The organism is Rhodanobacter sp. UC4452_H20 (assembly GCF_052978205.1).
This window is the reverse complement of the sequence record NZ_CM129662.1, coordinates 995182-1017584: the sequence shown is the minus strand read 5'-3', so window position 1 is coordinate 1017584 and position 22403 is coordinate 995182. Positions and strand designations below refer to the sequence as shown.

Sequence of the window (22403 nt, the reverse complement as noted above, 5' to 3'; positions counted from 1 at the left end):
CTGGGATGGGGTGCCCCAGTTTGGGTCCAGGCACGTGAAAAGCGTGCAAGTCGAAGGCATGGGAGCAGGCTTTCGAGAATCCTGCATTTCCGATCAGGCGGGCTCGATGTGCCGCAGCAGCAGGCGCGGCGTCTCGCGACCCTGCCAGTCGTTGATGGTCAGCTCGTAGGCCGTGCGCAGCCGAGGCGGCGGTGGCTGGCCGTCATAGGCATTGAACATCACCGCGTCGTGCACGGCGCCATCGCGCGGGTCGCGCAGTTGCAGGCGCAGATGGGTCTCACCCATCACCTTCCAGCCGGCGCAGTCGAACAGGTTGTCGAACAGCGGTTCGGGGAACGCCTGGCCCCATGGGCCGGCGGCGCGCAACTGGCGGGCCAGCGCCAGCGTGGCGGCGCCGGGCGGCAACTCGCCGTCGGTGTACAGCACCGCCTGCAGCCGCTCGGGCTCGATCAACTCGCGCGCGACCGCGTCGAAGGCGGCGGCGAAGCGCGGGTAGTCGGCGGCTTTCAGGCTCAGCCCGGCAGCCATTGCGTGGCCGCCGAAGCGTTCGATCAGGCCGGGCTGGCGGGCGTCGATCACGGCCAGCGCGTCGCGGATGTGGAAGCCCGGGATGGAACGGCAGGAACCACGGAGGTTTTCGGTGTCGTCTTCGCTGGCCGGGGCGAAGGCGATCACCGGGCGGTGCAGCCGCTCCTTGAGTTTCGAGGCGACCAGGCCGACCACGCCGGCATGCCACGACGGCTCGAACAATGCCACGCCGATCGCATCGAGCGGCCCCAGGCCAGCCACCATCACCTCGGCCTCGGCCACCATCGAGGCCTGCAGGTCGCGCCGCTCGCGGTTGATCGCGTCGAGCTGCTCGGCGTAACGGCGCGCCTGTGCCACGTCGTCGGTGAGCAGGCAGGCCACGCCCAGGCGCATGTCCTCCAGGCGCCCGGCCGCGTTCAACCGCGGCCCGACTGCGAAGCCGAGATCGCTGGCGCACAGCGTGGTCAGGCTGCGCCTGCCCGCTTCGACCAGCGCGGCGATGCCGGCGCAGGCGCGGCCGCTGCGCATGCGCTGCAAGCCGGCCTCGACCAGCACGCGGTTGTTGAAATCCAGCGGCACCAGATCGGCCACCGTACCCAGGGCGACCAGGTCGAGCAGCACCGACAGGTCGGGTTTCGCCGCGCCGAAAGCGCCCTGCTCGTGCAACTTTGCACGCAGGGCGAGCAGCAGGTAGAACATCACCCCGACACCTGCCAGCGCCTTGCTGGGGAACGCGTCGCCGGCGAGATTCGGATTGACCATCGCATCACACGCCGGCAACCGCTCGCCGGGCAGGTGATGGTCGGTGACGATGACCTTGATGCCGCGCGCCTGCGCCGCCGCCACGCCGGCCACGCTGGCCACGCCGTTGTCGACCGTGACGATCAGCTGCGGGGTGGGCTGCATCGAGGCGACGAAGGCCGCGCTCAGCCCGTAACCGTGCACGAAGCGGTTCGGGATCGCGTAATCCAGCCGCCGCGCACCGAGCAGACGCAGGCCGCGCACGGCCACGGCGGTGCCGGTCGCGCCGTCGCAGTCGTAGTCGCCGGCGATCAGGATGGTCCAGTCATCGCGGATCGCCTCGGCCAGCAGTTCGACCGCCTGCGCCATGCCGCCCAGCAGTTGCGGCGACAGCATCCGCGCCAGCCGGTGCTCGACCTGGCCGGGTTCCAGCACGCCGCGCGCGGCGTAGACCTGCTGCAGCACCGGGTGCACCGCATCCGGCCAGCCATGCGGCGTGCCCCGGCTTTCGCGCCGACGCAGCTGCAGCACGCTCAACGCCCTGCCCCGCGCCAGAAGCGCCAGCGATGAGCGGGTTTGTGCAGCCAGCGTTCGCCGCTGGCGAAATGCAGCGTGACGGGCTGGCGTTCGAGCAGCGGCTGCAGCAGCGGCCACCAGCGCGAGGCCAGCTCGTGCGCCGGCAGATCCTGCAGGTCGATCAGCCAGCCGGCACCCGCGGCTGCGACCGCATCGGCCGTGCGCAACGGATGCGCGATGCCGGCACGCGCGGCCAGTGCGCGCAGCAGCAGGTCGTCGCTGACCACGCCGGCCAGGGCACTGGTCGGCGGCGCGGGCAGGCGTCCGCCGCCCCACAGCCACAGACTGTTGACCAGCGATTGCCCGCGCATCCGTCGTTGCGCATTGAGCGGATGCTGGTGCAGCAGCACCTGGATGTCGTTTTGCAACACGCGCCAGCGGCGCCCGTGCGCGCCCTGCGGCAGGTGCTGCGCGAGGTCCTCGCCCAGCGCCTGCGATGGCGCGGCCAGGCCGGGCAGCGGCGTATCGGCCGGCAGGCGCAGATGCCAATGATCCGGGGTGGAAATCTCCAGTTGCATGCCGGCGTCGTCGAACACCGGCCGCAGCGTTTCGGCCAGCGCCTGCGCCTCGTCCAGGCCCAGGCCCATGCGACCGCAGGCCAGCAGGCGTACCCCGTTCATGTCCGGCTGCACCCAGGCCGGGTCGGCCGACAGCCACAGCGCATCGCCCGCGTCGCCGGCGAGAAACTGGCGGGTGATCGCCGCCGCGGGCACGTGCGCCTCGACGCCGGTGAAATGCCCGCCGAGGCCATCGAGATAACCGACGCCGCCATCCGCCAGGCGGTCGGCGCGCGGGAGCCACGCGTGCAGCGGATGGGTCGGCTCGACGTGCGCCAGCGAGGGCAGCCACAGTTGCAGCGACGGCTCCGGTTTGGACATCTCTTCAGGCCTCCAGTTGCTCGACCAGCGCCAGCCACTCGTTTTCCAGCGATTCCTTCTCGCCGCGCAGCTGCGCCTGGCGCTGGCCGATGCGCATCATTTCGCTGGTCGGGCCGTTGTAGGTGGCCGGGTCGGCCAGTTGCGCCTCCAGCGCGGCCAGCTCGGTATCGATGCTGGCGGTGCGCGTCTCGATCTTCTTCACCCGCTGGCGCGCGGCTTTTTCCTCGTCACGCTGGGCGGCAGTCTGGCGCCTGTGCTCCTCCGGCGAAACCTCCACCACCTTGGCCACCACCGGCTTGGCCGCCTTCTTGTTCGCGGCAGTGCGGGTCTTCAACCAGCGCGCGTAGTCGTCCAGGTCGCCGTCGAACGGCGCCACCTCGCCGTCGGCCACGCGCCAGAAGCTGTCGCAGACCATGCCGAGCAGATGGCGGTCGTGAGAAACCAGCACCAGCGCGCCGTCGAAATCGGCCAGCGCGTCGGCCAGCGCCTCGCGCATGTCCAGGTCGAGGTGGTTGGTCGGTTCGTCCAGCAGCAGCAGGTTCGGCTTGTCCCACGCGATCAGCGCCAGCGCCAGGCGTGCGCGCTCGCCGCCGGAGAAACCGTCGACCGACTCGAACGCGCGGTCGCCGGCGAAATTCCAGGTGCCGAGAAAATCGCGCATCACCTGGGTGGCCACGCCCGGCGCCTTGTCCAGCAGATGGTCGAGCGGGCTCGACCCTTCGCGCAGGCTTTCCACCGTGTGCTGGGCGAAGTAGCCGATCTTCAAGTCCTTGTGCACCTTGCGCTCGCCGCCGAACGGTTCCAGCTCGCCGACCAGGGTCTTCACCAGGGTGGATTTGCCGGCGCCGTTCGGGCCGAGCAGGCCGATCCGTTCGCCCGCCTCGATGCTGAAGCGCACGTCGGCGAGCACGATGTTCGCCACTTCGTCCGCGTGCGTGGAAGGATCGGCCAGGTAGCCGGCGGTGATGCCTTCCAGCTGCAGCATCGAATCGGGCAGTCGCCCCGGCGCGGGAAACTGGAAGCTGAAGGGGCGCTCGGCGCGTACTGCCTCGGTGCCGGCCAGCTTCTCCAGCCGCTTCATCCGCGACTGCGCCTGCTTGGCCTTGGTCGCCTTGGCCTTGAAGCGGTCGATGAAGGACTGCAGGTGCGCGCGCTCGGCCTGCTCGCGCTCGTGCGAGATCTGCTGCTGGCGCAACTGCTCGGCGCGCAGGCGCTCGAACGCGCTGTAATTGCCGGTATAGAGCTTGGCCTTGCCGTCGTTGAGGTGCAGTGTATGGGTGATCACGCCATCGAGGAACTCGCGGTCGTGCGAGATGATCAGCAAGGTGCCCTGGTAGCGACGCAGCCATTCTTCCAGCCACAGCACGGCGTCGAGGTCGAGGTGGTTGGTCGGCTCGTCCAGCAGCAGCAGGTCGGACGGGCACATCAGCGCACGCGCCAAGTTCAGCCGTCCGCGCCAGCCGCCGGAAAATTCCTGCACCGCGCGCTCGTGCGTTTCCGGGGGAAAGCCCAGGCCATGCAGCAGGCGGCCGGCGCGGGCGCGGCCGTCGTAGCCGTTCAGTTCCTCGATGCGGTGATGCGCCTTCGCCATCGCCTCCATGTCACCGCGATCGCCGGCTTCCGCTTCGTCGTTGATGGCGGCGGCCAGTTCCTCGTCACCGGCCAACACGTAGTCGATCGCGGCGTCCGGCAGCGCCGGCGTCTCCTGCGCCACCGAGGCCAGCCGCAGCTTGCCCGACATCTCCAGCTCGCCCGCATCGCTCTCCAGCCTGCCCTGCAGTGCGGCGAACAGGCTGGATTTGCCGCAGCCGTTGCGGCCGATCACGCCAAGGCGCCAGCCGCTCTGGATCACCAGGTCGATGTCGGAAAGCAGCAAACGACTGCCGCGGCGCAGGGCGAAATGTCGAAACGAAATCATGGAATGGGCGAGTCCTGCCCGCGCAAGCGGGCACTGCAGCCGCCCATGATAACGGCGATGGCGCACTTGCCGCTGTCTTGTCGATCAGGATGCCGGCCGCAGCGAATGCCCAATCCATCGCAATCGCAGCGGCGCGGCATGGCGTAACATGGCGCGGTCTGCTACAACGACGCCGCATACAGCCTTGTATGGAGAGGGGAGCCATGGTCAAGTTCACGAGCCGTTTGCCGATCGCCATCCTGCTGGCCGCTGCCGCCGGCCTGGCCGTGCCGTCGGCAGCCAGTGCAGCGCAGTCGCGCGAACATGGCGACAGCCTGCTGATCCACCGCGTGCAGCAGGAAAAAGGCATGAACCTGCCCAGCCGCGGGCTGAGCATGGCCCAGGTCGAGAAGACCTGGGGTGCGCCGCAGCGCAAGTTGTCGCCGCGCGGCGGGGACACGGCGAAGCACCCGCAGATCAACCGCTGGGAATACTCCAACTTCATCGTGTACTTCGAGCACAGCCACGTGATCCATTCGGTGCTCAACACGCCCGCGGGCAACAACACCGACCCGTCCGCGGTCCACTGATCCCTTTCACCCAGACGCGGCCCGTGGCGACGCGGGCCGCGTCTGCGTTTGCCTGCGCTTTACAATAGGCGGCCCATCTGCACGAGAACCCCGCCATGACCGACTCCACCCTGCGCCTGCCGGCGGAATGGGAACCCCAGGCCGCGGTACTGATCGCCTGGCCGCATGCCGGCACGGACTGGGCCGAACGCCTGGACACGGTGGAATCCACCTACGTGGCGCTGGCCGCCGCGATCACGCGGTTCCAGTCGCTGATTGTCGTGGTCGCGGACGCCGCGCTGCGCGGGCACGTGCAGTCGCAACTGCACGGCGCCGGCGTGGACCCCGCGAAGGTCCGCTTCGTCGAGCTGCCCTACGACGACACCTGGCTGCGCGACTCCGGCCCGATCACGCTGAAGCATGGCGACACCGCCGATTCTGGACGATATTTCCAGCTCACTGATTTCCGCTTCACCGGCTGGGGCGGCAAGTTCGGCGCCGAACAGGACGACGCACTGGTCGCCGGCCTGGTCGACGCCGGCGTGTTCGGTCACGCCGCACACCAGCGTATCGACTGGGCGCTGGAAGGCGGCGGCATCGAGAGCGACGGCGCCGGCAGCATCCTCACCACCTGGCGCTGCCTGGTGCAGCGCCATCCCGAGCAGTCGCGCGAGGAGATGAGCGCGATCCTGCGCGACAGCCTGCACGCCGACCGCGTGCTGTGGCTGGATCACGGCTACCTCGAAGGCGACGATACCGACGCCCACATCGACACCCTCGCCCGCTTCGCCCCCGGCGAGCGCATCGTGTTCCAGGCCTGCGACGATCCCGTCGACCCGCATCACGACGAGCTGCAGCGCATGGCTGCCGAGCTGGCCGCGCTGCGCACCGCCGATGGCCGGCCGTACCAACTGTATCCGTTGCCCTGGGCCCGGCCCATCCTGGACGAGGGCCGTCGGCTTGCCGCCTCCTACGCGAACTACCTGATCGTCAACGGTGCCGTGCTGGTGCCTGCCTACGGCGACAAAGCCGACGACGAAGCCGCGCGCATCATCGGCACCGCACACCCCGGCCGCGAGGTGGTGCAGATTCCCTGCCGCCCGCTGATCTGGCAGAACGGCAGCCTGCACTGCATCACCATGCAACTGCCGGCCGGGATGATCTGAGCGGCTGCCTCGACCCAGGGGGCAAAGCGCGGCGCAGGCCGGCCGTTGCCGCCCCACGCACAACCGCGACGACGCGCTTCGCTACACTAGCGTGTCACGCCACAGGCGGCAGGAACCATCATGACCCGCAAGACCCTCAAGGTCGCGCTGCTGCAGGAAACCGACCGCGGCAGCCGCGACGCCAACCTGGATGCGATCGAGACCGGCCTGCGCGAAGCCGCCGCTGCCGGCGCCGAACTGGTGCTGCTGCAGGAGCTGCACAACGGCCCCTACTTCTGCCAGCGCGAATCGGTCGAGGTGTTCGACCAGGCCGAGAGCATCCCCGGCCCCGGCACCGAGCGCATCGGCAAGCTGGCTGCGGAACTGAAGCTGGTGGTGGTCGCCTCGCTGTTCGAGCGCCGCGCCGCCGGGCTGTATCACAACACCGCCGTCGTCTTCGACCGCTCGGCGGCGATCGCCGGCGTCTACCGCAAGATGCACATTCCGGACGATCCGGGCTTCTACGAGAAATTCTACTTCACGCCCGGCGACCTGGGTTTCGAACCGATCGACACCTCGGTCGGCCGCCTCGGCGTGCTGGTGTGCTGGGACCAGTGGTATCCGGAGGCGGCGCGCCTGATGGCGCTGGCCGGGGCCGAGCTGCTGCTCTATCCGACCGCCATCGGCTGGGATCCCACTGACGAGCAAGCCGAGAAGGACCGCCAGCGCGACGCCTGGATCACCGTGCAGCGCGGCCACGCCGTGGCCAACGGCCTGCCCCTGCTCGCCTGCAACCGTACCGGCTTCGAAACCGATCCCGCCGACGCGACCTCGGGTATCCAGTTCTGGGGTTCCAGCTTCGTCGCCGGACCCCAGGGCGAATTCCTGGCCCGGGCGGGTACCGATGCCCGCGAATTGCTGCTCGCGGAAGTCGACCTGGGCCGCAGCGAGAACGTGCGCCGGATCTGGCCGTTCCTGCGTGACCGCCGCATCGACGCCTACGCCGACCTGCTGAAGCGCTTCCGTGACTGAGCCTTTGCGATCATCCTTGATCGCGAAGATCAAAAAGCGGCCAGCCATGGCCGCAGTTTCAAGTTTTGGCTTGTGCCACAGGGGCGTCACCCCCATTCATGGCTTCTCTCCCCGTTGACTGGCGTGCCGTCCGCATGAGTGTTCCCGAAACCGCAGTCGCCCCGCCGGCAGCCCTCGAAGGACAGCCGCTGGAGCGCGTGCAGCGCGATGGCGTCGAGTACGTGGTGCTGGGCACCGCCCACGTCTCGCGCAGCAGCAAGGAAGCAGTCGAGGCGCTGCTGGCCAGCGAGCATTTCGACGCGGTGGCGGTGGAGCTGTGCGAAAGCCGCGCGCAGGGCATGCGCGATCCGGAAGCGTTCAAGCAGATGGACCTGTTCCAGGTGATCCGCCAAGGCAAGGCCGGCATGGTCGTCGCCAGCCTGGTGCTGTCTACCTTCCAGAAGCGCCTTGCCGAGCAGTCGGGCATCCAGCCCGGCGCCGAGATGAAGGCAGCGATGGACGGCGCCGAGGCGCACGACGTGCCGCTGTGGCTGATCGACCGCGAAGTCGGCACCACGCTGAAACGCGCCTGGCGCAGCGTGGGTTTCTGGCAACGATTCGGCCTGCTCGGCGGGCTCGCCGCCAGCATCTTCGAGCGCAACGACATCGCCGAAGACGAAGTGGAAAAGCTCAAGCAGAGCGACCTGCTGGAAAGCGCCTTCAGCGAGTTCGCCAGCGGCTCGAAGCCGCTGTATGAAAGCCTGATCGGCGAACGCGATGCCTACATGGCGGCGCGACTGCGCGAGGAAGCCGCGCACACGCCGTCGGACGAGCCCCGGCGCGTGCTGGTGGTGATCGGCGCCGGCCATCTCAAGGGCCTGTGCACGCTGCTGCGCGAGCAGCACGAAGACCCGGCGCGTACCGTTGCCGAACTGGCGCAGACCCCGCCCAAGGCACGCTGGCCGAAATGGGTCGCCGCCGGCCTGGTGCTGCTGGTGTTCGCCGCCATCGCCTGGGCATTCCACCGCAATGCGGCGCTGGGCACGCAGGCGCTGATGGCGTGGATACTGTTCACCGGCGGCTTCGCTGCCCTGGGCGCGGTGGCGGCCGGCAGTCATCCATTGAGCGTCGCCGCCGCTTTCGTCGCCGCCCCGATCAAGCCGTTCCGCCCCGGCATCCCCGCCGGCGGCATCAGCGCGATGGCCGAAGCCTGGGTGCGTCGTCCACGCGTGGCGGATTTCGACAGCCTGCGCGAAGACATCGTGCACTGGACCGGCTGGTGGAAAAACCGCGTGGCGCGCACCCTGCTCAACTTCATCCTGGTCAGCGTGGGCACGCTTATCGGCGAGTACAGTGCCGGCTTCCACATCGTCAAGAGCCTGTTCTGACCCGCGTGCTAGCATTCGCGCCGCTGCGCGCGGCGCCCTTCGCGGCGAGCACACTCCGGCCCGGGTGGCGAAACTGGTATACGCAAGGGACTTAAAATCCCTCGGCCGCAAGGCCATGCGGGTTCGACCCCCGCCCCGGGCACCAGCCACCGCCAGACAGCAAAAAGCCCGCCGATGGCGGGCTTTTTGTCGGGCTGCCGTGACAGCCGCGATGCAATGGAGGCCTAGGTCGGAATCGAACCGGCGTACGCGGATTTGCAGTCCGCTGCATGACCACTCTGCCACCAGGCCGTTGCTTGATGCACGCGATCATCGTGACACGGAGATGATCGCATATTCCCCGGAAAACAAAACCCCGGCGATCCGGGGTTCCGTGCAAATCCTGGAGCGGGAAACGAGACTCGAACTCGCGACCCCGACCTTGGCAAGGTCGTGCTCTACCAACTGAGCTATTCCCGCATCGGAGCCGCAAATGATAGCAGAACCAGATCGCTTGTGAATAGCGCCCGGCCCTCCCGCGTGCGTCCCTGCGCCATGGCTGATGGCCGGAAACGACAAGGCCCTGAACGAGTCAGGGCCTTGCGTCGCCACGGGCGAAATCTGGAGCGGGAAACGAGACTCGAACTCGCGACCCCGACCTTGGCAAGGTCGTGCTCTACCAACTGAGCTATTCCCGCATCGGAGCCGCGCATTCTAATACGTGAAACGGTGTCGTCAAGTCGGTTTGCCCGAGGCGTCGTCGCGCAGCATCGGCCAGGCTGCGCGCAGGTAGTACAGCCCGGACCAGATGGTCAGGATGCCGGCGATCACCAGCAGTCCTTCGCCGATGTGATACAGCCGCAGCGCCGTGGCTTCCTTCTCGTGCTGCACGATGAGCACCACCAGCGCCACCATCTGCATCACGGTCTTCAGCTTGCCGATCATGGCGACTTTCACGGTGGCGCTCATGCCGATCTTGGCCATCCATTCGCGTAGCGCCGACACGCTGATCTCGCGCCCGACGATGACCGCCGCGGTCACCGCCATCAGGATGCCGGACCAGCCGCTGCTCGGATGCGACTGCACCAGCAGGAACAACGTCACCGCCACCATCAACTTGTCCGCCACCGGGTCGAGAAAGGCGCCGAACGCCGAGGTGAGCTTCATCCGCCGGGCGAGATAGCCGTCCAGCCAGTCGGTGATGGCGGCCAGGATGAACACGATGGCGGCCGTGATGTTGTGGCCACGGAACGGCAAGTAGAACACCACGACCATCACCGGCAGCAATGCCACGCGGAAAAGGGTCAGCCAGGTCGGCAAATTGATGCGCATGGTTCGTCCTGAGGATTTGTTGCAGTTTCGCACGCCGGCATGCCGCTGCCACGTGATGGTACCTGCCGGCATTCAGCCATGCAGGCTGGCATAGATTTTCTCGGCCAGGTTTCGGTCGATGCCCTTCACCTGCATCAACTCCTCGACGCCGGCTGCCTCCACGCCCTGCATGCCGCCGAAGGCCTTCAGCAGCAACGACCTCCGCCGCGCCCCGATGCCCGGGATGTCCTCCAGCACGCTGCGCTCGCGCGCTTTCTCGCGCCGCTTGCGATGGCCGCTGATGGCAAAGCGATGCGCCTCGTCGCGCACCGCCGCGACCAGGTGCAGCGCCGGCGAGGACGAGCCGGGATGCAGCTCGCGGCCCACGCTGCCCGCCTCATGTCGCGCCAGCACCAGGGTTTCCTCGCCGGCGCGGCGGCCCGGCCCCTTGGCCACGCCGACCACCTCGATGCCGTCGACACCCAGGTCGCACAACACCTCCAGCGCCTGTGCCACCTGGCCGCTGCCGCCATCGATCAGCAGCACGTCGGGACGCACGCCCTCGCCTTCGGCCACCTTGCGGAAGCGTCGGGTCAATGCCTGGTGCATGGCCGCGTAATCGTCACCGGGCGTGATGCCGGCGATGTTGAAGCGGCGGTAGTGCGATTTCTCGGGGCCTTCCGGGCCGAATACCACGCACGACGCTACCGTGAGCTCGCCCATGGTGTGGCTGATGTCGAAACATTCGATCCGGCGCGGCATGCTGTCCAGCCCCAGCACCTTCTGCAGATCGTCGAAACGCGTGCCCAGCGTCTGCCGGCTGGCCAGCCGCGCGGTAAGCGAAGCCTGGGCATTGCGCTCGGCCATCTGCAGGAACTGCGCACGATCCCCGCGCACGCTGGACTTCAGTTCCACCACATGACCGGCGTGCTGGCCCAGCACCTCGGCGAGGAGGGCCTGGTCGGGCAGCGCCATGCCGAGGATCAGCTCGCGCGGCACCGGCCGGTCCAGGTAGTACTGCGCGATGAACTGCGCCAGCACGTCCGCCGGCGTGGCGTCCAGCGGCAGCCGCGGGAAGAAATCCCGCGTCCCCAGGCTGATGCCGTTGCGGAAGAACAGCACGCTGACGCAGGCCATGCCGGCCTCGATGCGACAGGCGAGCACGTCCATGTCGGCGCTGGCTCCGCGCACGTGGTGCTGCGCCTGCAGCTGGCGCAGCGCGGCGACCTGGTCGCGCAGTTTCGCGGCACGCTCGAACTGCAGCGACTGGCTGGCCTGCTCCATCGCCGTGGCCAGTTCGTCGATCACCGCGTTGCTGCGCCCTTCCAGGAACATCTCGGCATGGCGTACGTCCTCGCGATAGTCCTCGACGCTGATCAGCCCCACGCACGGCGCGCTGCAGCGGCCGATCTGGTACAGCAGGCACGGGCGCGTGCGGTTGCGGAAGTAGCTGTCCTCGCACTGGCGCACCTTGAACAGCTTCTGCATCAGGTTGAGGCTTTCGCGCACCGCATGGGCGCTGGGGTATGGCCCGAAATAACGACCCGGCAGGTTCTTTGCGCCGCGGTGGAAGGCCAGCCGCGGATAGTCCTCGCCGCTGGAGAGGTAGATGTAGGGATAGCTCTTGTCGTCGCGCAGCAGGATGTTGTAGCGCGGCTTGAGCGACTTGATCAGCTGCGATTCCAGCAGCAGCGCCTCGCCCTCGGTACGCGTCACCGTGATCTCGACGCGGGCGATCTGCGCCACCATCGCGGCGATGCGCGCCTCTGTCGGCGGCTTCAGGAAATAGCTGCCGACGCGCTTCTTCAGGTTGCCGGCCTTGCCCACGTAGAGCAACTCGCCGGCCGCGTCGAAGTGGCGGTAGACGCCCGGCGAAGTGGCGAGCGTACGGACGAAGGCCTTGCCGTCGAAGGGGGGCGGTTGCGGGGACTGCATGGAGGGATTCTAGCGGCAGCGGATGGCGACGTTCCCGATATGGAGCCTCACCGGTGTGAGCGCAACCACAGCTCGGCGCGTTCCAGATCCGCCTCGGTATCGATGCCCGGGGGAAACGGCTCGGGTGTCAGCCGCACCGCGATCGCGTGGCCGTGCTCGAGCACGCGCAACTGCTCCAGCGATTCGGTCTGTTCCAGCGGCGTGCGCGACAACTGCGTGTAGCGACGCAGGAACCCGGCCCGATAGGCATAGATGCCGATGTGGCGCAGGAACGGCGTGCCGGACGGCAGCGTGTGCCGATCCGTCGCGAACGCATCGCGCGCCCACGGCATCGGCGCACGGCTGAAATACAGCGCGCGCCCGTTGCCGGTGCGCACCAGTTTCACGACGTTAGGATCGAACAGCTCCTCGGCGTCGATGATCGGCGTGGCCAGCGTGGCCACCGGCGCATCGTCACCGGCCAGCGCCTGGGCGACGGCGCGGATGCCGGCGGCCGGCGCGAACGGTTCGTCGCCTTGCAGGTTGACCACGATGCTGTCGTCGGCCCAGCCAAGCTGCTCCGCGCACTCGGCCAGCCGGTCGCTGCCGGAGGCGTGGTCGCGGCGGGTCATGCAGATCTGCACCTCGCGCTGGCCGGCCAGCGCCTCGGCGATGCGCTCGTCGTCCACCGCCACCACCACGCAGCTGGCGCCGGCTTGCAGTGCGCGCTGCGCCACGCGCACGACCATCGGCACCCCGCCGATGTCACGCAGGGGCTTGCCCGGCAGCCGGGTCGAGCCATGCCGGGCCGGGATGGCCACGATGAACGAGGGGGAAAGCGACATCGGTCAATCCTTGGGGTGCGCGCCGGCGCGGACGATCACGATACAACGAGTGCCGCGCCAGGTTCAGCACGCCTCGCGCAGGGCAAACCCGCAGCCGTTGGCCAGCTCACGGAAGCCGGGGAACGAGGTGGCCACGTGGCGGCAGTCGTTGATCCGCACCGGCCCGGTCGCGCGCAAGCCGGCCACCGCGAAGCTCATCGCGATGCGATGGTCGGTGAGGCTTTCCACCGTGCCGGCGCCGATCGGGCCGCCGTCGATGACCGCGCCATCCGGGGTCTCCTCGATCGCCACATCCAGCGCGCGCATGCCCGCCGCCATGGTGGCGATGCGGTCGGATTCCTTCACCCGCAACTCGGCCGCGCCGCGGACCACCGTGCGTCCCGACGCCGCGGCAGCAGCGATGAACAGGATGGGGAGTTCGTCAATCATGTCCGGCACCAGCGCGACGGGCAACTCGATGCCATGCAACGGCGCATGGCGGACCACCAGGTCGCCCACCGGCTCTCCGCCGGCCTCGCGTTCCCGCTCCACCACGATGTCCGCGCCCATCAGGCGCAGTGCCTGCAGCAAGCCGGTGCGGCGCGGATTGAGGCCTATCCCCGGCAGGCGCAGCTGCGAACCCGGCACGATGCTGGCGGCAACCAGGAAGAATGCCGCCGACGAGAAGTCCGCCGGCACCTCGACGTCGACCGCACGCAAGGCGTGGCCACCGTCGAGCCGGACACGACCCGGCGTGAACTCGATCGGCCACCCGAACGCGGCCAGCATGCGTTCGGTGTAGTCGCGGGTCGGGTGCGGTTCGAGAATCTCGCTCGTGCCTTGCGCATACAGGCCGGCCAGCAGCAGGGCGGACTTCACCTGGGCGCTGGCCACCGGCAACTCGTAGCGGATGCCGCGCAGGGTGTTGCCGCCGTGAAGCCGCAGGGGCGGCAGGCCGTCCTGGCTGTCGATGCGCGCGCCCATCCGCGCCAGCGGGTCGGTCACCCGGCGCATCGGTCGCTTCGACAGCGAAGCATCGCCCACCAGCACGCTGTCGAACGCCTGCCCCGCGAGCAAGCCAGCGAGCAGACGCATGCCGGTACCGGCATTGCCGCAGTCCAGCGGCTGCGTGGCGGCATGCAGGCCGTGCAGGCCGACGCCGTGAATGACGCGTTCACCCTCCGTCGGGATTTCGATGCGCACGCCGAGCTGGGCCAGTACCGCGGCCGTGGCGCGCGTGTCCTCACCCTCGAGAAAGCCGCGAATATGCGAACGCCCCTCTGCGATGGCCGCCAGCATCAGCGCCCGATGCGAGATCGACTTGTCGCCCGGCACGGCGACGCTGCCGTGCAAGGGACCAACTGCGCCGCTGAGCCAGTCCAGCCGTGCGCTCAAGGCAAGGCCACCGGGTAGGAGCCGAGCACGCGAATCGACGCGGCCGACTCGCCGATGTCGCGCACGGCGGCCTGCAGCGCATCGTCGTCAATGTGGCCGGACACATCGATGAAGAATGCGTACTGCCACTTGCCGGTGTGCGCCGGGCGCGACTCGATCCGGTTCAGGCTGATGCCATGCTTCGCGAACGGGCTGAGCACGTCGTACAGTGCGCCCGGCTTGTCGTTGACCGTGACCAGCAGCGAGGTGCGGTCGTTGCCCGAGGGCGGGAACAGCGTGCGGCCGATCACCAGGAAGCGCGTGGTGTTGTCGGCGCGGTCCTCGATGCCCTGCGCCACCGTCTTCAGCCGATAGACCTTGCCTGCGCTTTCGCCGGCGATCGCCGCGACATCATCGGCATGCAACGCCAGCCGAGCCGCCTCGGCATTGCTCGACACCGCGATGCACTCGACGTCGGGCAGGTTGATGCGCAACCAGGTTTTGCACTGCTGCAGCGACTGAGCATGTGCGTAGATGCGATGCACGTCTTCCAGCCTGCCGCTGCGCGAGTGCAGGCACTGGTGCACGCGCAGCTCGATCTCGCCGCAGATGGTGGCCTCGGAAGTGAGGAACATGTCCAGCGTCACCTGGATCATGCCCTGCCCCGAGTTCTCCACCGGCACCACGCCGAAATCGGCGTGCCCGGCGGCGACCTCCTGGAACACTTCCTCGATGCTGCCCAGCGGCAGGCCGTAGGCGGCATGGCCGAAATGCTTGCGCACGGCCTGTTCGCTGAAGGTGCCCTCCGGGCCGAGGAAGCCGATCTTCAACGGGTCTTCCTGCGCCAGGCAGGAGGACATGATCTCGCGGAACAGGCGCACCATCTCGGCATCGGACAGCGGCCCCTGGTTGCGGTCCACCACCATTCGCAGCACGTGCGCTTCGCGCTCGGGGCGGTAGTAGTCGATCGCCGAAAGCCCCTCGCCCTTCACCTTCGCCACCGTGCGGGCATGGTTGGCGCGCTCGGAGATGAGCTGCTGGATCTGCCGGTCGATGCTGTCGATGCGCTCGCGCATCTCGCTAAGCGGAGTCTTGGGGTCGTTCATGCCTTGGCCGTCTGGATGGAAAGAAGTCCATTTGCACGCGAGCATCCCATGCTCCGCGAATGATGTTCAACCATGGCGCGTGGCGAAGTCGCGCATGAAAGCGACCAGCGCCTCGACCGCCTCCAGCGGCACGGCGTTGTACAGCGATGCGCGCATCCCGCCCACTGCCTTGTGCCCCTTCAGCGCAAGCAGCCCGGCGGCCTCGGACTCCTGCAGGAATGGCGCATCCAGCGCACTGTCATGCAGGGTGAATGGCACGTTCATGCGCGAACGCGCGGCCGGCTCCACCGGATTGCGGTAGTAGCCGCCGGAGCCGTCGATGCTCGTGTACAGCAAGTGGGCCTTGGCGCGGTTGGCTGCGCCCATCGCGGCCAGCCCGCCCTGCGCCAGCAGCCACTGGAAAGTGAGCCCGGCAAGATACCAGCCCCAGGTGTTCGGGGTGTTCAACATCGAGTCGGCCGCGGCATGGTCGGCATAGCGGAAGATCCGCGCCATCGGCCGGCCCGCTCGTTGGAGCAGGTCGCGACGGATGATCATCAGCACCAGTCCGGACGGGCCGATGTTCTTCTGCGCACCGGCATAGACCAGGCCGAATCGGCGCACGTCCAGTGGCGCGGACAGGATGTTGGAGGACATGTCCGCGACCAATGGCACCTCGCCTGTCTCGGGCACGTCGGGGAACTCCACGCCGTGGATGGTTTCGTTCGGCGTGTAGTGCACATAGGCGGCGCGCGGATCGAGCTGCCAGCTTTCGCGCGGCGGCAGCTGCCGATAGCCGGCGGCCTTCGCGCTGGCGGCCACGTTGACCCGCACGTACGGCGCTGCCTCGCTGATCGCCTTGGCACTCCAGTGGCCGCTGTCGATGTAGTCGGCGCTTTCCCCCTCGCCCGCCAGGTTCATGGGGATCTGGGCGAACTGCTGCGTCGCGCCGCCCTGCAGAAACAGCACGGCATGGTCAGCAGGGATACCCACCAGCGCGCGCAAGTCCGCTTCGGCCTGCGCGGCCATGGCGATGAAGCGCTTGCCGCGATGGGACTGCTCCATCACCGAAGCGCCGCTGCCCTGCCAGTCGGTCAGCTCGTCGCGGGCGCGTTCGAGCACGGCCAGCGGCAGCGCGGCGGGACCGGCACTGAAATTCCAGACTCTGCTCACGGGGTTTCCTGCGGCGTCGAGGTTGTTCCGCATTATGCCGCGGCGCAACATGCTTTCGTCAACCAGTGCTCAGAAGCGCACCAGCAGCACCAAGGCGATGGCCAGCGCCAGCGCGGCAGCCGTGGCGATCAGCCACCACACCTCGCCGGAAGGCCCGGCCGCTGCCTCGGGCAAGGGCGTCGCCCGCGGCGCGGATTCGACCGGTTCCGGTTCGGGTTCCATGCCGGGAGCCTCGAGTACGAAGCGGTGCATCGCCACGCCAATCTGGTCGCCGTCCTGCAGCGCCACGCATTGCGTCGCGACGCCGTTCACCCGCAACGGATGCCGCGCCGAGGGCAGGGTCGACTCCAGCATCAGCCGGCCCTCCTGCCAGCCGATGCGCAAGCCCACCGCCTCGCCCGCCGGCAGGCCCGGCAGGCAACGGCCGGCGGGACCGAACTCAAGCCCATCCTGCACTGGCAGCAGCCGCCCGGACAGCGGCCCGGCGACCGCGCGCAGCGCCACGATGCAGCGTTCGTGCGCCGGGACCTGGCGCGGCTCACGCAGCGCGGGATCGTCGTCGTCGCGCAGCAACATGCGGCAATCGCCGATGCTGACCACGTCGCCCGGACGCACCAGCGCACGCTCGCGCACGGGCCTGGCGTTGACGTAGATGCGGTCGGCCGAGGGCAGCACCTGGAGCACCCAGCCGCGACGATCCTGCTCGATGCGAACGTGCCGCGCGGCCGCCTGGCCGGCGGCCAGCACCAGGTCATTGGCGGCGTCGCTGCCGATGCACAGTCGCGCCTGCGTCCAGCGGAAATCCTCGCGAGCGGCATTGGGAAATTCGATGCGCATGGCGTGCCAGGTCGATCAATCGCGAGACTCTACCATGCGCCTGCATCGCAGTAAGATGGCCGCTTTGCCGGAAGCATGCCATGCCGAGCATCCATATTCGCCGCGCCCACCAGTTGTCGATCGCCGAGGCCCGCGCCCGCGTCGAGCAGGTGGCCGCGCGCATGCACGAGAAGTTCGGCCTGGCCGGCGACTGGCAAGGCGACACCCTGGGTTTCTCGCGCCCCGGTGTCACCGGTTCCATTGCCGTGGAGCGCGAGGCAATCGACGTGCAGGCGAGGCTGGGCATGATGCTGACGCCGCTGACCGGCATGATCGAACAGGAGATCCGGCGCAAGCTGGAGGAGCTGTTTGCCTGAACTTGCGACGGCCTTGATGATTCTTTAACCACGCCGCCATTCGTGGCATAATCGACGGCTTACGCAGCCATCTCGGCTGCGCGTGAAGCCCGGGACATATGGCCAAAGACGACGTCATCGAAATGGAAGGCACGGTCCAGGAGACCCTGCCCAACACCATGTTCCGCGTGCAGCTGGAGAACGGTCACGTGGTGATCGCGCACATCTCCGGGCGCATGCGCAAGCACTACATCCGTATCCTCACGGGCGACAAGGTCAAGATCGAGATGACCCCGTACGACCTGAGCAAGGGACGCATCACCTACCGCATGAAGTAGGCGGCCCCGACGGGATCGACGTACCGATATGACAAAAGCGGCGCATGGCGCCGCTTTTGCGTTGTGGAGCCAGCCCTCAGCGGGCCGTTACTCAACGATGGCCGGGAGCTTGGTGACGGCCTTGCACTCCACCTTCAGTTCGCCGTCGGCCACGCTCAGCTTGACCACGCCGCCGTCGACCAGCTTGCCGAACAGCAGCTCGTCGGCCAGCGCGCGCTTCACCTTCTCCTGGATCACCCGCGCCATCGGCCGTGCGCCCATCTGCGGGTCGAAGCCGTGCTCGGCCAGCCAGCGGCGGGCGTCGGCATCCACGTCCAGGCTCACCCGCTTCTCGGTCAGCTGGCTTTCCAGCTCGATCAGGAACTTGTCGACCACGCGCAGGATGTGCTCGAAGTCGAGCGCGGCGAACTGGATGATCGCGTCCAGCCGGTTGCGGAACTCCGGCGTGAAGATGCGGCGGATCACTTCCATCGCGTCCGATTCGTGCTTCTGCTCGACGAAGCCCATGCTGCGCCGCGCCGCGATCGCCGCGCCCGCGTTGGTGGTCATCACCACCACCACGTTCTTGAAGTTCGCCTCGCGGCCGTTGGTGTCGGTCAGCACGCCGCGGTCCATCACCTGCAGCAGGATGTTGAACACGTCCGGATGCGCCTTCTCGATCTCGTCCAGCAGCAGCACCGCGTGCGGGTGCTTGGTCACCGCCTCGGTCAGCAGGCCGCCCTGGTCGAAACCGACGTAGCCCGGAGGCGCACCGACCAGCCGCGACACCGAATGCCCTTCCATGTACTCGGACATGTCGAAACGGATCATCTCGATGCCGAGCTGCATCGCCAGCTGCTTGGTCACCTCGGTCTTGCCCACGCCGGTGGGGCCGGCCAGCAGGAAGCAGCCGATCGGCTTGGACGGGTCGGCCAGGCCCGAGCGGGCCATCTTGATCGACGCGGCCAGCGCCTCGATCGCCGGGTCCTGCCCGAACACCACCATCTTGAGGTTGCGCTCGAGGTTGCGCAGCACGTCGCGATCGGAGGCGGAGACCTGCTTCTCCGGAATCCGCGCCATCTTGGCCACGATGTACTCGACTTCGCTGACGTCCACGGTACCGGTGCGCTTGTCTTCCGGCAGCAGTCGCTGGCGTGCGCCGGCCTCGTCGATCACGTCGATCGCCTTGTCCGGCAGCAGCCGGTCGGGGATGTGCTTCACCGACAGGTCGACGGCCGCCTTCAGCGCGTCGTTGGTGTAGGCGACATGGTGGTGTTCCTCGAAGCGCGAACGCAGGCCCTTGAGGATCTCCACGCTGTCGGCCACGGTCGGTTCGACCACGTCGATCTTCTGGAAGCGGCGGGCCAGCGCACGGTCCTTCTCGAACACGCCGCGGTATTCCTGGAACGTGGTCGAACCGATGCAGCGCAGTTCGCCCGAGGCCAGCATCGGCTTGATCAGGTTCGAGGCATCCATGGTGCCGCCCGAGGCGGAGCCGGCGCCGATGATCGTGTGGATCTCGTCGATGAACAGAATCGCACCGGGCTGCTTCTTGAGCTGCGCGATCACGCTCTTCAGGCGCTTCTCGAAATCGCCACGGTACTTGGTACCGGCCACCAGGGCACCGAGATCCAGCGCCCAGATCGTGGCGCTCTCCAGCACCTCGGGCACTTCGCCGTCGACGATGCGCTTGGCCAGGCCCTCGGCCAGCGCAGTCTTGCCCACGCCGGCCTCGCCGACATACAGCGGATTGTTCTTGCGCCGGCGGCAGAGCACCTGGATGGTGCGCTCGATCTCGTCGGCGCGCCCGATCAGCGGGTCGATCTTGCCTTCCAGCGCCAGTTCGTTGAGGTTGCTGGCGAACTCGTGCAGCGGGTTGCCCTTGGGCTCGCCGCCCTCCTCGCCCTCGCGCTCGCCGCCGGACACGCCGGCGGCCGGCTCGTCGCCGATCTTGGCGATGCCGTGCGAGATGTAGTTGACCACGTCGAGCCGGGTGATCTCCTGCTGGTGCATGAAGAACACCGCATGCGAATCCTTCTCGCCGAAGATCGCCACCAGCACGTTGGCGCCGGTAACCTCCTTTCGGCCGGACGACTGCACGTGGTAGACGGCGCGCTGCAGCACCCGCTGGAAGCCCAGCGTGGGTTGCGTGTCGCGCTCGTCGCCCGGCGGCAGCACCGGCACCGTCTCGCCGATGATGCGGGTCAGCTCGCCGGCCATGCGCGGCAGGTCGACGCCGCAGGCGCGCAGTGCGCCGAGCGCCGACTGGTTCTCCGTCAGCGCCAGCAGCAGGTGTTCCACCGTCATGAACTCATGACGCTGTTCGCGGGCCTGCTTGTAGCAGTGGCCGATGGTGACTTCCAGATCCTTGCTGAACATTCGGATCGTCTCCGCTAGCTTGTTGGGCGGCCTTCAGCGCCGCGATGGGCACGAAATGGGGGCGTTCAGAGCTTTTCCATAGTGCACAACAACGGATGCTGGTGCGAGCGGGAATACTCGTTGACGTGGGTGACCTTGGTTTCTGCCACTTCCCGCGTGAACACGCCGCACACGCCGCGTCCGCGGGTATGCACGTGCAACATGATTTGCACCGCCTGTTCCTGGTCCAGGGTAAAGAAATTGCGCAGCACCTCCACCACGAAATCCATCGGTGTGAAATCGTCGTTCAGCAGCAGCACCTGGAACAGCGGCGGTCGTGCCACTTCCGGCTTGGCGGTTTCCAGCGCCAGGCCGCGGCCGCTGTCTTGTTCGTGTTCGTTTTCGTTGGCCATGGTGTCGTGGGAGGCATTCGCTTTCGGTTGAAGTATACGCCGCCGCCAATCGTGCCCGGCGCGTCGGCGTTTACTGCAGGTAGTGGCACAATGGACACTTTTCCACCCCTGAATTTTCATGGCCGACCCCACGCCCCGCCCCGAGATCTGGCGCCCGCACGTCACCGTTGCGTGCGTGGTGGCTGAGGCCGGGCGCTACCTGATGGTGGAGGAGGAGGTTGCCGGCCGACTGGTCTGCAACCAGCCGGCCGGGCACCTGGAGGACGGCGAAACGCTGGCCGCCGCGGCCGTGCGCGAGACCCTGGAAGAAACCGGCTGGACGGTCGAGCCGCAGCACCTGATCGGCGTGCAGCAATGGCGCAGCAGCGAGCACGGCGAGGCAGTGATCCGCTTCAGTTTCGCCGCCCGGGCACTCGGGCACGACGCCGATCGGCCGCTGGACACCGGTATCCGCCGCGCCTTGTGGATGACTCGCGACGAAATCGCCGGCCTCGGCGAGCGCCTGCGCAGCCCGCTGGTGCTGGCCAGCATCGACGCCTGGCTGGCCGGCCAGCGACTGCCGTTGGCCAGCCTGAGCTGGGTGCCGGGAGGGTCGCGCGGATGAAGGTGATGCTGGGCGTCTCCGGCGGTGTCGATTCGTCGGTGGCTGCCCTGTTGCTGCAACGGCAGGGCCACGAGGTCGAAGGCCTGTTCATGCAGAACTGGGAAGAGGACGACCGCGACGGTCCGTGCACCAGCGACGCGGACCGCAAGGACGCGGTGGCGGTCTGTGGCCGCCTGGGCATCCCGTTCCACGCGCGCAACTTCGCGGCGGAGTACTGGGATGGCGTGTTCGAGCACTTTCTTGCCGAATACCGCGCCGGCCGCACACCCAATCCGGACGTGCTGTGCAATCGCGAGATCAAGTTCAAGACCTTCCTCGACGAGGCTCGCATGCTCGGCGCGGAAAAGATCGCCACCGGCCATTACGCCCGCGTCGATTGCGTGGACGGACGCCACCGGCTGCTGCGGGCGACGGACGCGGCCAAGGACCAGAGTTATTTCCTGCATGCGCTGGGCCAGCAGCAACTGGCCGCCACGCTGTTTCCGCTGGGCGGGATCGAGAAGCCGCGCGTGCGCGAACTGGCCCGCGAGGCGGCGCTGCCGACCCATGCGAAGAAGGATTCCACCGGCATCTGCTTCATCGGCGAGCGCGACTTCCGCAGCTTCCTGGCGCAGTACATTCCCGCACGGCCGGGCGAGACGCGCACGCCCGACGGCCGGCGGGTCGGCGAACACCAGGGCGTGATGTATTACACCCTGGGCCAGCGCAACGGACTCGGCATCGGCGGCCGGCATGGCGCCAGCGGCGAGCCGTGGTTCGTGGTGGGCAAGGACGTGGCGGCCAACGTGCTGATCGTCGCCCAGGGCGGCGAGAACCACTGGCTGCTGTCGCGGCGATTGCATACCGAGGCACCACACTGGATCGCCGGCGAGCCGCCGGGCACCGAGTTTCGCTGCACGGCGCGCACGCGCTACCGTCAGACCGACCAGGCGTGCTCGGTCAGCGTCGGCGAGACCGGTCTTGCCGTCACGTTCGATGTGCCGCAGCGTGCCGTCACGCCGGGTCAATCGGTCGTTTTCTACGCTGGCGAGGTCTGTCTCGGCGGCGCGGTGATCATGGCAACCGATGCCGCCTACGGCGGCTTGCTGCCAGCCTTCACCCTCACCACCACAGCGCAACTCAAGGAATCGCAAATCCGTGTTTGAA

At 68.0% G+C, this 22403-nt stretch carries 20 protein-coding genes and 4 tRNA genes; 9 read left to right on the top strand and 15 right to left on the bottom strand.

Annotated features, from left to right (window positions below; all coding sequences use genetic code 11):
* Positions 1 to 93 precede the first annotated feature (93 nt).
* Genes recJ through ACVCMC_RS04945 form a run of 3 tightly spaced genes read right to left on the bottom strand, consistent with a single transcriptional unit; the run spans position 94 to position 4641 of the window.
* Complete coding sequence (gene recJ, locus ACVCMC_RS04955; RefSeq protein ID WP_447098869.1) at positions 94 to 1806, bottom strand: single-stranded-DNA-specific exonuclease RecJ; 1713 nt, start codon at positions 1804 to 1806, stop codon at positions 94 to 96.
* Positions 1803 to 2723, bottom strand: coding sequence for a phosphoglycerate mutase (locus ACVCMC_RS04950; RefSeq protein ID WP_447098868.1), 921 nt, complete (start codon positions 2721 to 2723; stop codon positions 1803 to 1805). The genes recJ and ACVCMC_RS04950 overlap by 4 nt, the downstream gene beginning before the upstream one ends.
* Positions 2724 to 2727: 4 nt before the next feature.
* Positions 2728 to 4641 (bottom strand): ABC-F family ATP-binding cassette domain-containing protein, encoded by a 1914-nt coding sequence (locus ACVCMC_RS04945; protein ID WP_447098867.1) that lies wholly within the window; start codon positions 4639 to 4641, stop codon positions 2728 to 2730.
* 203 nt (positions 4642 to 4844) lie between these two features.
* On the opposite strand from ACVCMC_RS04945, the gene ACVCMC_RS04940 reads away from it, so the two are divergent.
* The 5 genes from ACVCMC_RS04940 (at position 4845) to ACVCMC_RS04920 (ending at position 8878) form a co-directional block, all read left to right on the top strand.
* Complete coding sequence (locus ACVCMC_RS04940) at positions 4845 to 5210, top strand: hypothetical protein (protein ID WP_447098866.1); 366 nt, start codon at positions 4845 to 4847, stop codon at positions 5208 to 5210.
* 95 nt (positions 5211 to 5305) lie between these two features.
* Entirely contained in the window at positions 5306 to 6355 is a 1050-nt protein-coding gene (locus ACVCMC_RS04935; RefSeq protein WP_447098865.1) for an agmatine deiminase family protein, read from the top strand.
* Between the two features lie 120 nt (positions 6356 to 6475).
* Positions 6476 to 7366, top strand: a complete 891-nt coding sequence (locus ACVCMC_RS04930) for a carbon-nitrogen hydrolase (RefSeq protein ID WP_447098864.1) — start codon at positions 6476 to 6478, stop codon at positions 7364 to 7366.
* A 134-nt stretch (positions 7367 to 7500) separates the two neighbouring features.
* Complete coding sequence (locus ACVCMC_RS04925) at positions 7501 to 8733, top strand: TraB/GumN family protein (RefSeq protein WP_395118546.1); 1233 nt, start codon at positions 7501 to 7503, stop codon at positions 8731 to 8733.
* Positions 8734 to 8791: 58 nt separating this feature from the next.
* Positions 8792 to 8878 (top strand) — tRNA-Leu (locus ACVCMC_RS04920).
* A 72-nt stretch (positions 8879 to 8950) separates the two neighbouring features.
* Here the strand turns inward: ACVCMC_RS04920 and ACVCMC_RS04915 are convergent.
* From ACVCMC_RS04915 to ACVCMC_RS04870, 10 genes are all read right to left on the bottom strand, one after another.
* Positions 8951 to 9024 (bottom strand) — tRNA-Cys (locus ACVCMC_RS04915).
* Between the two features lie 92 nt (positions 9025 to 9116).
* A tRNA-Gly gene (locus tag ACVCMC_RS04910) sits at positions 9117 to 9192 on the bottom strand.
* Between the two features lie 142 nt (positions 9193 to 9334).
* A tRNA-Gly gene (locus ACVCMC_RS04905) sits at positions 9335 to 9410 on the bottom strand.
* A 37-nt stretch (positions 9411 to 9447) separates the two neighbouring features.
* Positions 9448 to 10044, bottom strand: coding sequence for a CDP-diacylglycerol--glycerol-3-phosphate 3-phosphatidyltransferase (gene pgsA, locus ACVCMC_RS04900; protein WP_395118548.1), 597 nt, complete (start codon positions 10042 to 10044; stop codon positions 9448 to 9450).
* 72 nt (positions 10045 to 10116) lie between these two features.
* Positions 10117 to 11958, bottom strand: a complete 1842-nt coding sequence (gene uvrC, locus ACVCMC_RS04895; RefSeq protein WP_447098863.1) for an excinuclease ABC subunit UvrC — start codon at positions 11956 to 11958, stop codon at positions 10117 to 10119.
* Between the two features lie 47 nt (positions 11959 to 12005).
* Positions 12006 to 12782: a 3-deoxy-manno-octulosonate cytidylyltransferase gene (gene kdsB, locus ACVCMC_RS04890; RefSeq protein WP_447098862.1), complete on the bottom strand. Its 777-nt coding sequence runs from the start codon at positions 12780 to 12782 to the stop codon at positions 12006 to 12008.
* Between the two features lie 63 nt (positions 12783 to 12845).
* The gene (gene aroA / locus ACVCMC_RS04885) at positions 12846 to 14156 is read right to left on the bottom strand and encodes a 3-phosphoshikimate 1-carboxyvinyltransferase (protein WP_447098861.1); all 1311 of its coding nucleotides are present in this window, start codon (positions 14154 to 14156) and stop codon (positions 12846 to 12848) included.
* Positions 14153 to 15241, bottom strand: a complete 1089-nt coding sequence (pheA, locus tag ACVCMC_RS04880; RefSeq protein WP_395118556.1) for a prephenate dehydratase — start codon at positions 15239 to 15241, stop codon at positions 14153 to 14155. Before pheA ends, aroA begins: the two co-directional genes overlap by 4 nt.
* A gap of 66 nt (positions 15242 to 15307) precedes the next feature.
* Positions 15308 to 16393, bottom strand: coding sequence for a 3-phosphoserine/phosphohydroxythreonine transaminase (gene serC, locus ACVCMC_RS04875; protein ID WP_447098860.1), 1086 nt, complete (start codon positions 16391 to 16393; stop codon positions 15308 to 15310).
* 69 nt (positions 16394 to 16462) lie between these two features.
* Positions 16463 to 17230 carry an FHA domain-containing protein gene (locus tag ACVCMC_RS04870; protein WP_447098859.1) on the bottom strand — a complete coding sequence of 256 codons (768 nt, stop codon included), beginning with the start codon at positions 17228 to 17230 and terminating at the stop codon, positions 16463 to 16465.
* Between the two features lie 80 nt (positions 17231 to 17310).
* Between ACVCMC_RS04870 and ACVCMC_RS04865 the strand changes: the two genes are divergently transcribed.
* Together ACVCMC_RS04865 and infA are read left to right on the top strand one after the other, a co-directional pair.
* The gene (locus ACVCMC_RS04865; RefSeq protein WP_395118562.1) at positions 17311 to 17586 is read left to right on the top strand and encodes a polyhydroxyalkanoic acid system family protein; all 276 of its coding nucleotides are present in this window, start codon (positions 17311 to 17313) and stop codon (positions 17584 to 17586) included.
* A gap of 98 nt (positions 17587 to 17684) precedes the next feature.
* Complete coding sequence (infA, locus tag ACVCMC_RS04860) at positions 17685 to 17903, top strand: translation initiation factor IF-1 (RefSeq protein WP_007081871.1); 219 nt, start codon at positions 17685 to 17687, stop codon at positions 17901 to 17903.
* A gap of 87 nt (positions 17904 to 17990) precedes the next feature.
* Here the strand turns inward: infA and clpA are convergent, their stop codons facing one another.
* Both clpA and clpS read right to left on the bottom strand, forming a co-directional pair.
* Entirely contained in the window at positions 17991 to 20261 is a 2271-nt protein-coding gene (gene clpA, locus ACVCMC_RS04855) for an ATP-dependent Clp protease ATP-binding subunit ClpA (RefSeq protein WP_447098858.1), read from the bottom strand.
* 65 nt (positions 20262 to 20326) lie between these two features.
* On the bottom strand, positions 20327 to 20653 hold the full coding sequence (clpS, locus tag ACVCMC_RS04850; protein WP_395118566.1) for an ATP-dependent Clp protease adapter ClpS: 327 nt from the start codon (positions 20651 to 20653) through the stop codon (positions 20327 to 20329).
* A 118-nt stretch (positions 20654 to 20771) separates the two neighbouring features.
* Here clpS and ACVCMC_RS04845 point away from each other — a divergent pair, with 118 nt between their 5' ends.
* Positions 20772 to 21257 (top strand): NUDIX hydrolase, encoded by a 486-nt coding sequence (locus ACVCMC_RS04845; RefSeq protein ID WP_447098857.1) that lies wholly within the window; start codon positions 20772 to 20774, stop codon positions 21255 to 21257.
* Complete coding sequence (gene mnmA, locus ACVCMC_RS04840) at positions 21254 to 22402, top strand: tRNA 2-thiouridine(34) synthase MnmA (protein ID WP_447098856.1); 1149 nt, start codon at positions 21254 to 21256, stop codon at positions 22400 to 22402. Before ACVCMC_RS04845 ends, mnmA begins: the two co-directional genes overlap by 4 nt.
* The last annotated feature ends 1 nt before the right edge of the window (position 22403 follow it).

Bases quoted from the DNA above. Each gene is read 5' to 3' on its own strand.
- ACVCMC_RS04845 (WP_447098857.1), top strand. From the start codon at position 20,772: ATGGCCGACCCCACGCCCCGCCCCGAGATCTGGCGCCCGCACGTCACC.
- clpS (WP_395118566.1), bottom strand. From the start codon at position 20,653: ATGGCCAACGAAAACGAACACGAACAAGACAGCGGCCGCGGCCTGGCG.
- clpA (WP_447098858.1), bottom strand. From the start codon at position 20,261: ATGTTCAGCAAGGATCTGGAAGTCACCATCGGCCACTGCTACAAGCAG.
- pgsA (WP_395118548.1), bottom strand. From the start codon at position 10,044: ATGCGCATCAATTTGCCGACCTGGCTGACCCTTTTCCGCGTGGCATTG.
- infA (WP_007081871.1), top strand. From the start codon at position 17,685: ATGGCCAAAGACGACGTCATCGAAATGGAAGGCACGGTCCAGGAGACC.
- kdsB (WP_447098862.1), bottom strand. From the start codon at position 12,782: ATGTCGCTTTCCCCCTCGTTCATCGTGGCCATCCCGGCCCGGCATGGC.
- ACVCMC_RS04925 (WP_395118546.1), top strand. From the start codon at position 7,501: ATGAGTGTTCCCGAAACCGCAGTCGCCCCGCCGGCAGCCCTCGAAGGA.
- ACVCMC_RS04870 (WP_447098859.1), bottom strand. From the start codon at position 17,230: ATGCGCATCGAATTTCCCAATGCCGCTCGCGAGGATTTCCGCTGGACG.
- uvrC (WP_447098863.1), bottom strand. From the start codon at position 11,958: ATGCAGTCCCCGCAACCGCCCCCCTTCGACGGCAAGGCCTTCGTCCGT.
- mnmA (WP_447098856.1), top strand. From the start codon at position 21,254: ATGAAGGTGATGCTGGGCGTCTCCGGCGGTGTCGATTCGTCGGTGGCT.
- ACVCMC_RS04945 (WP_447098867.1), bottom strand. From the start codon at position 4,641: ATGATTTCGTTTCGACATTTCGCCCTGCGCCGCGGCAGTCGTTTGCTG.
- ACVCMC_RS04940 (WP_447098866.1), top strand. From the start codon at position 4,845: ATGGTCAAGTTCACGAGCCGTTTGCCGATCGCCATCCTGCTGGCCGCT.
- ACVCMC_RS04950 (WP_447098868.1), bottom strand. From the start codon at position 2,723: ATGTCCAAACCGGAGCCGTCGCTGCAACTGTGGCTGCCCTCGCTGGCG.
- ACVCMC_RS04930 (WP_447098864.1), top strand. From the start codon at position 6,476: ATGACCCGCAAGACCCTCAAGGTCGCGCTGCTGCAGGAAACCGACCGC.
- ACVCMC_RS04935 (WP_447098865.1), top strand. From the start codon at position 5,306: ATGACCGACTCCACCCTGCGCCTGCCGGCGGAATGGGAACCCCAGGCC.
- pheA (WP_395118556.1), bottom strand. From the start codon at position 15,241: ATGAACGACCCCAAGACTCCGCTTAGCGAGATGCGCGAGCGCATCGAC.
- ACVCMC_RS04865 (WP_395118562.1), top strand. From the start codon at position 17,311: ATGCCGAGCATCCATATTCGCCGCGCCCACCAGTTGTCGATCGCCGAG.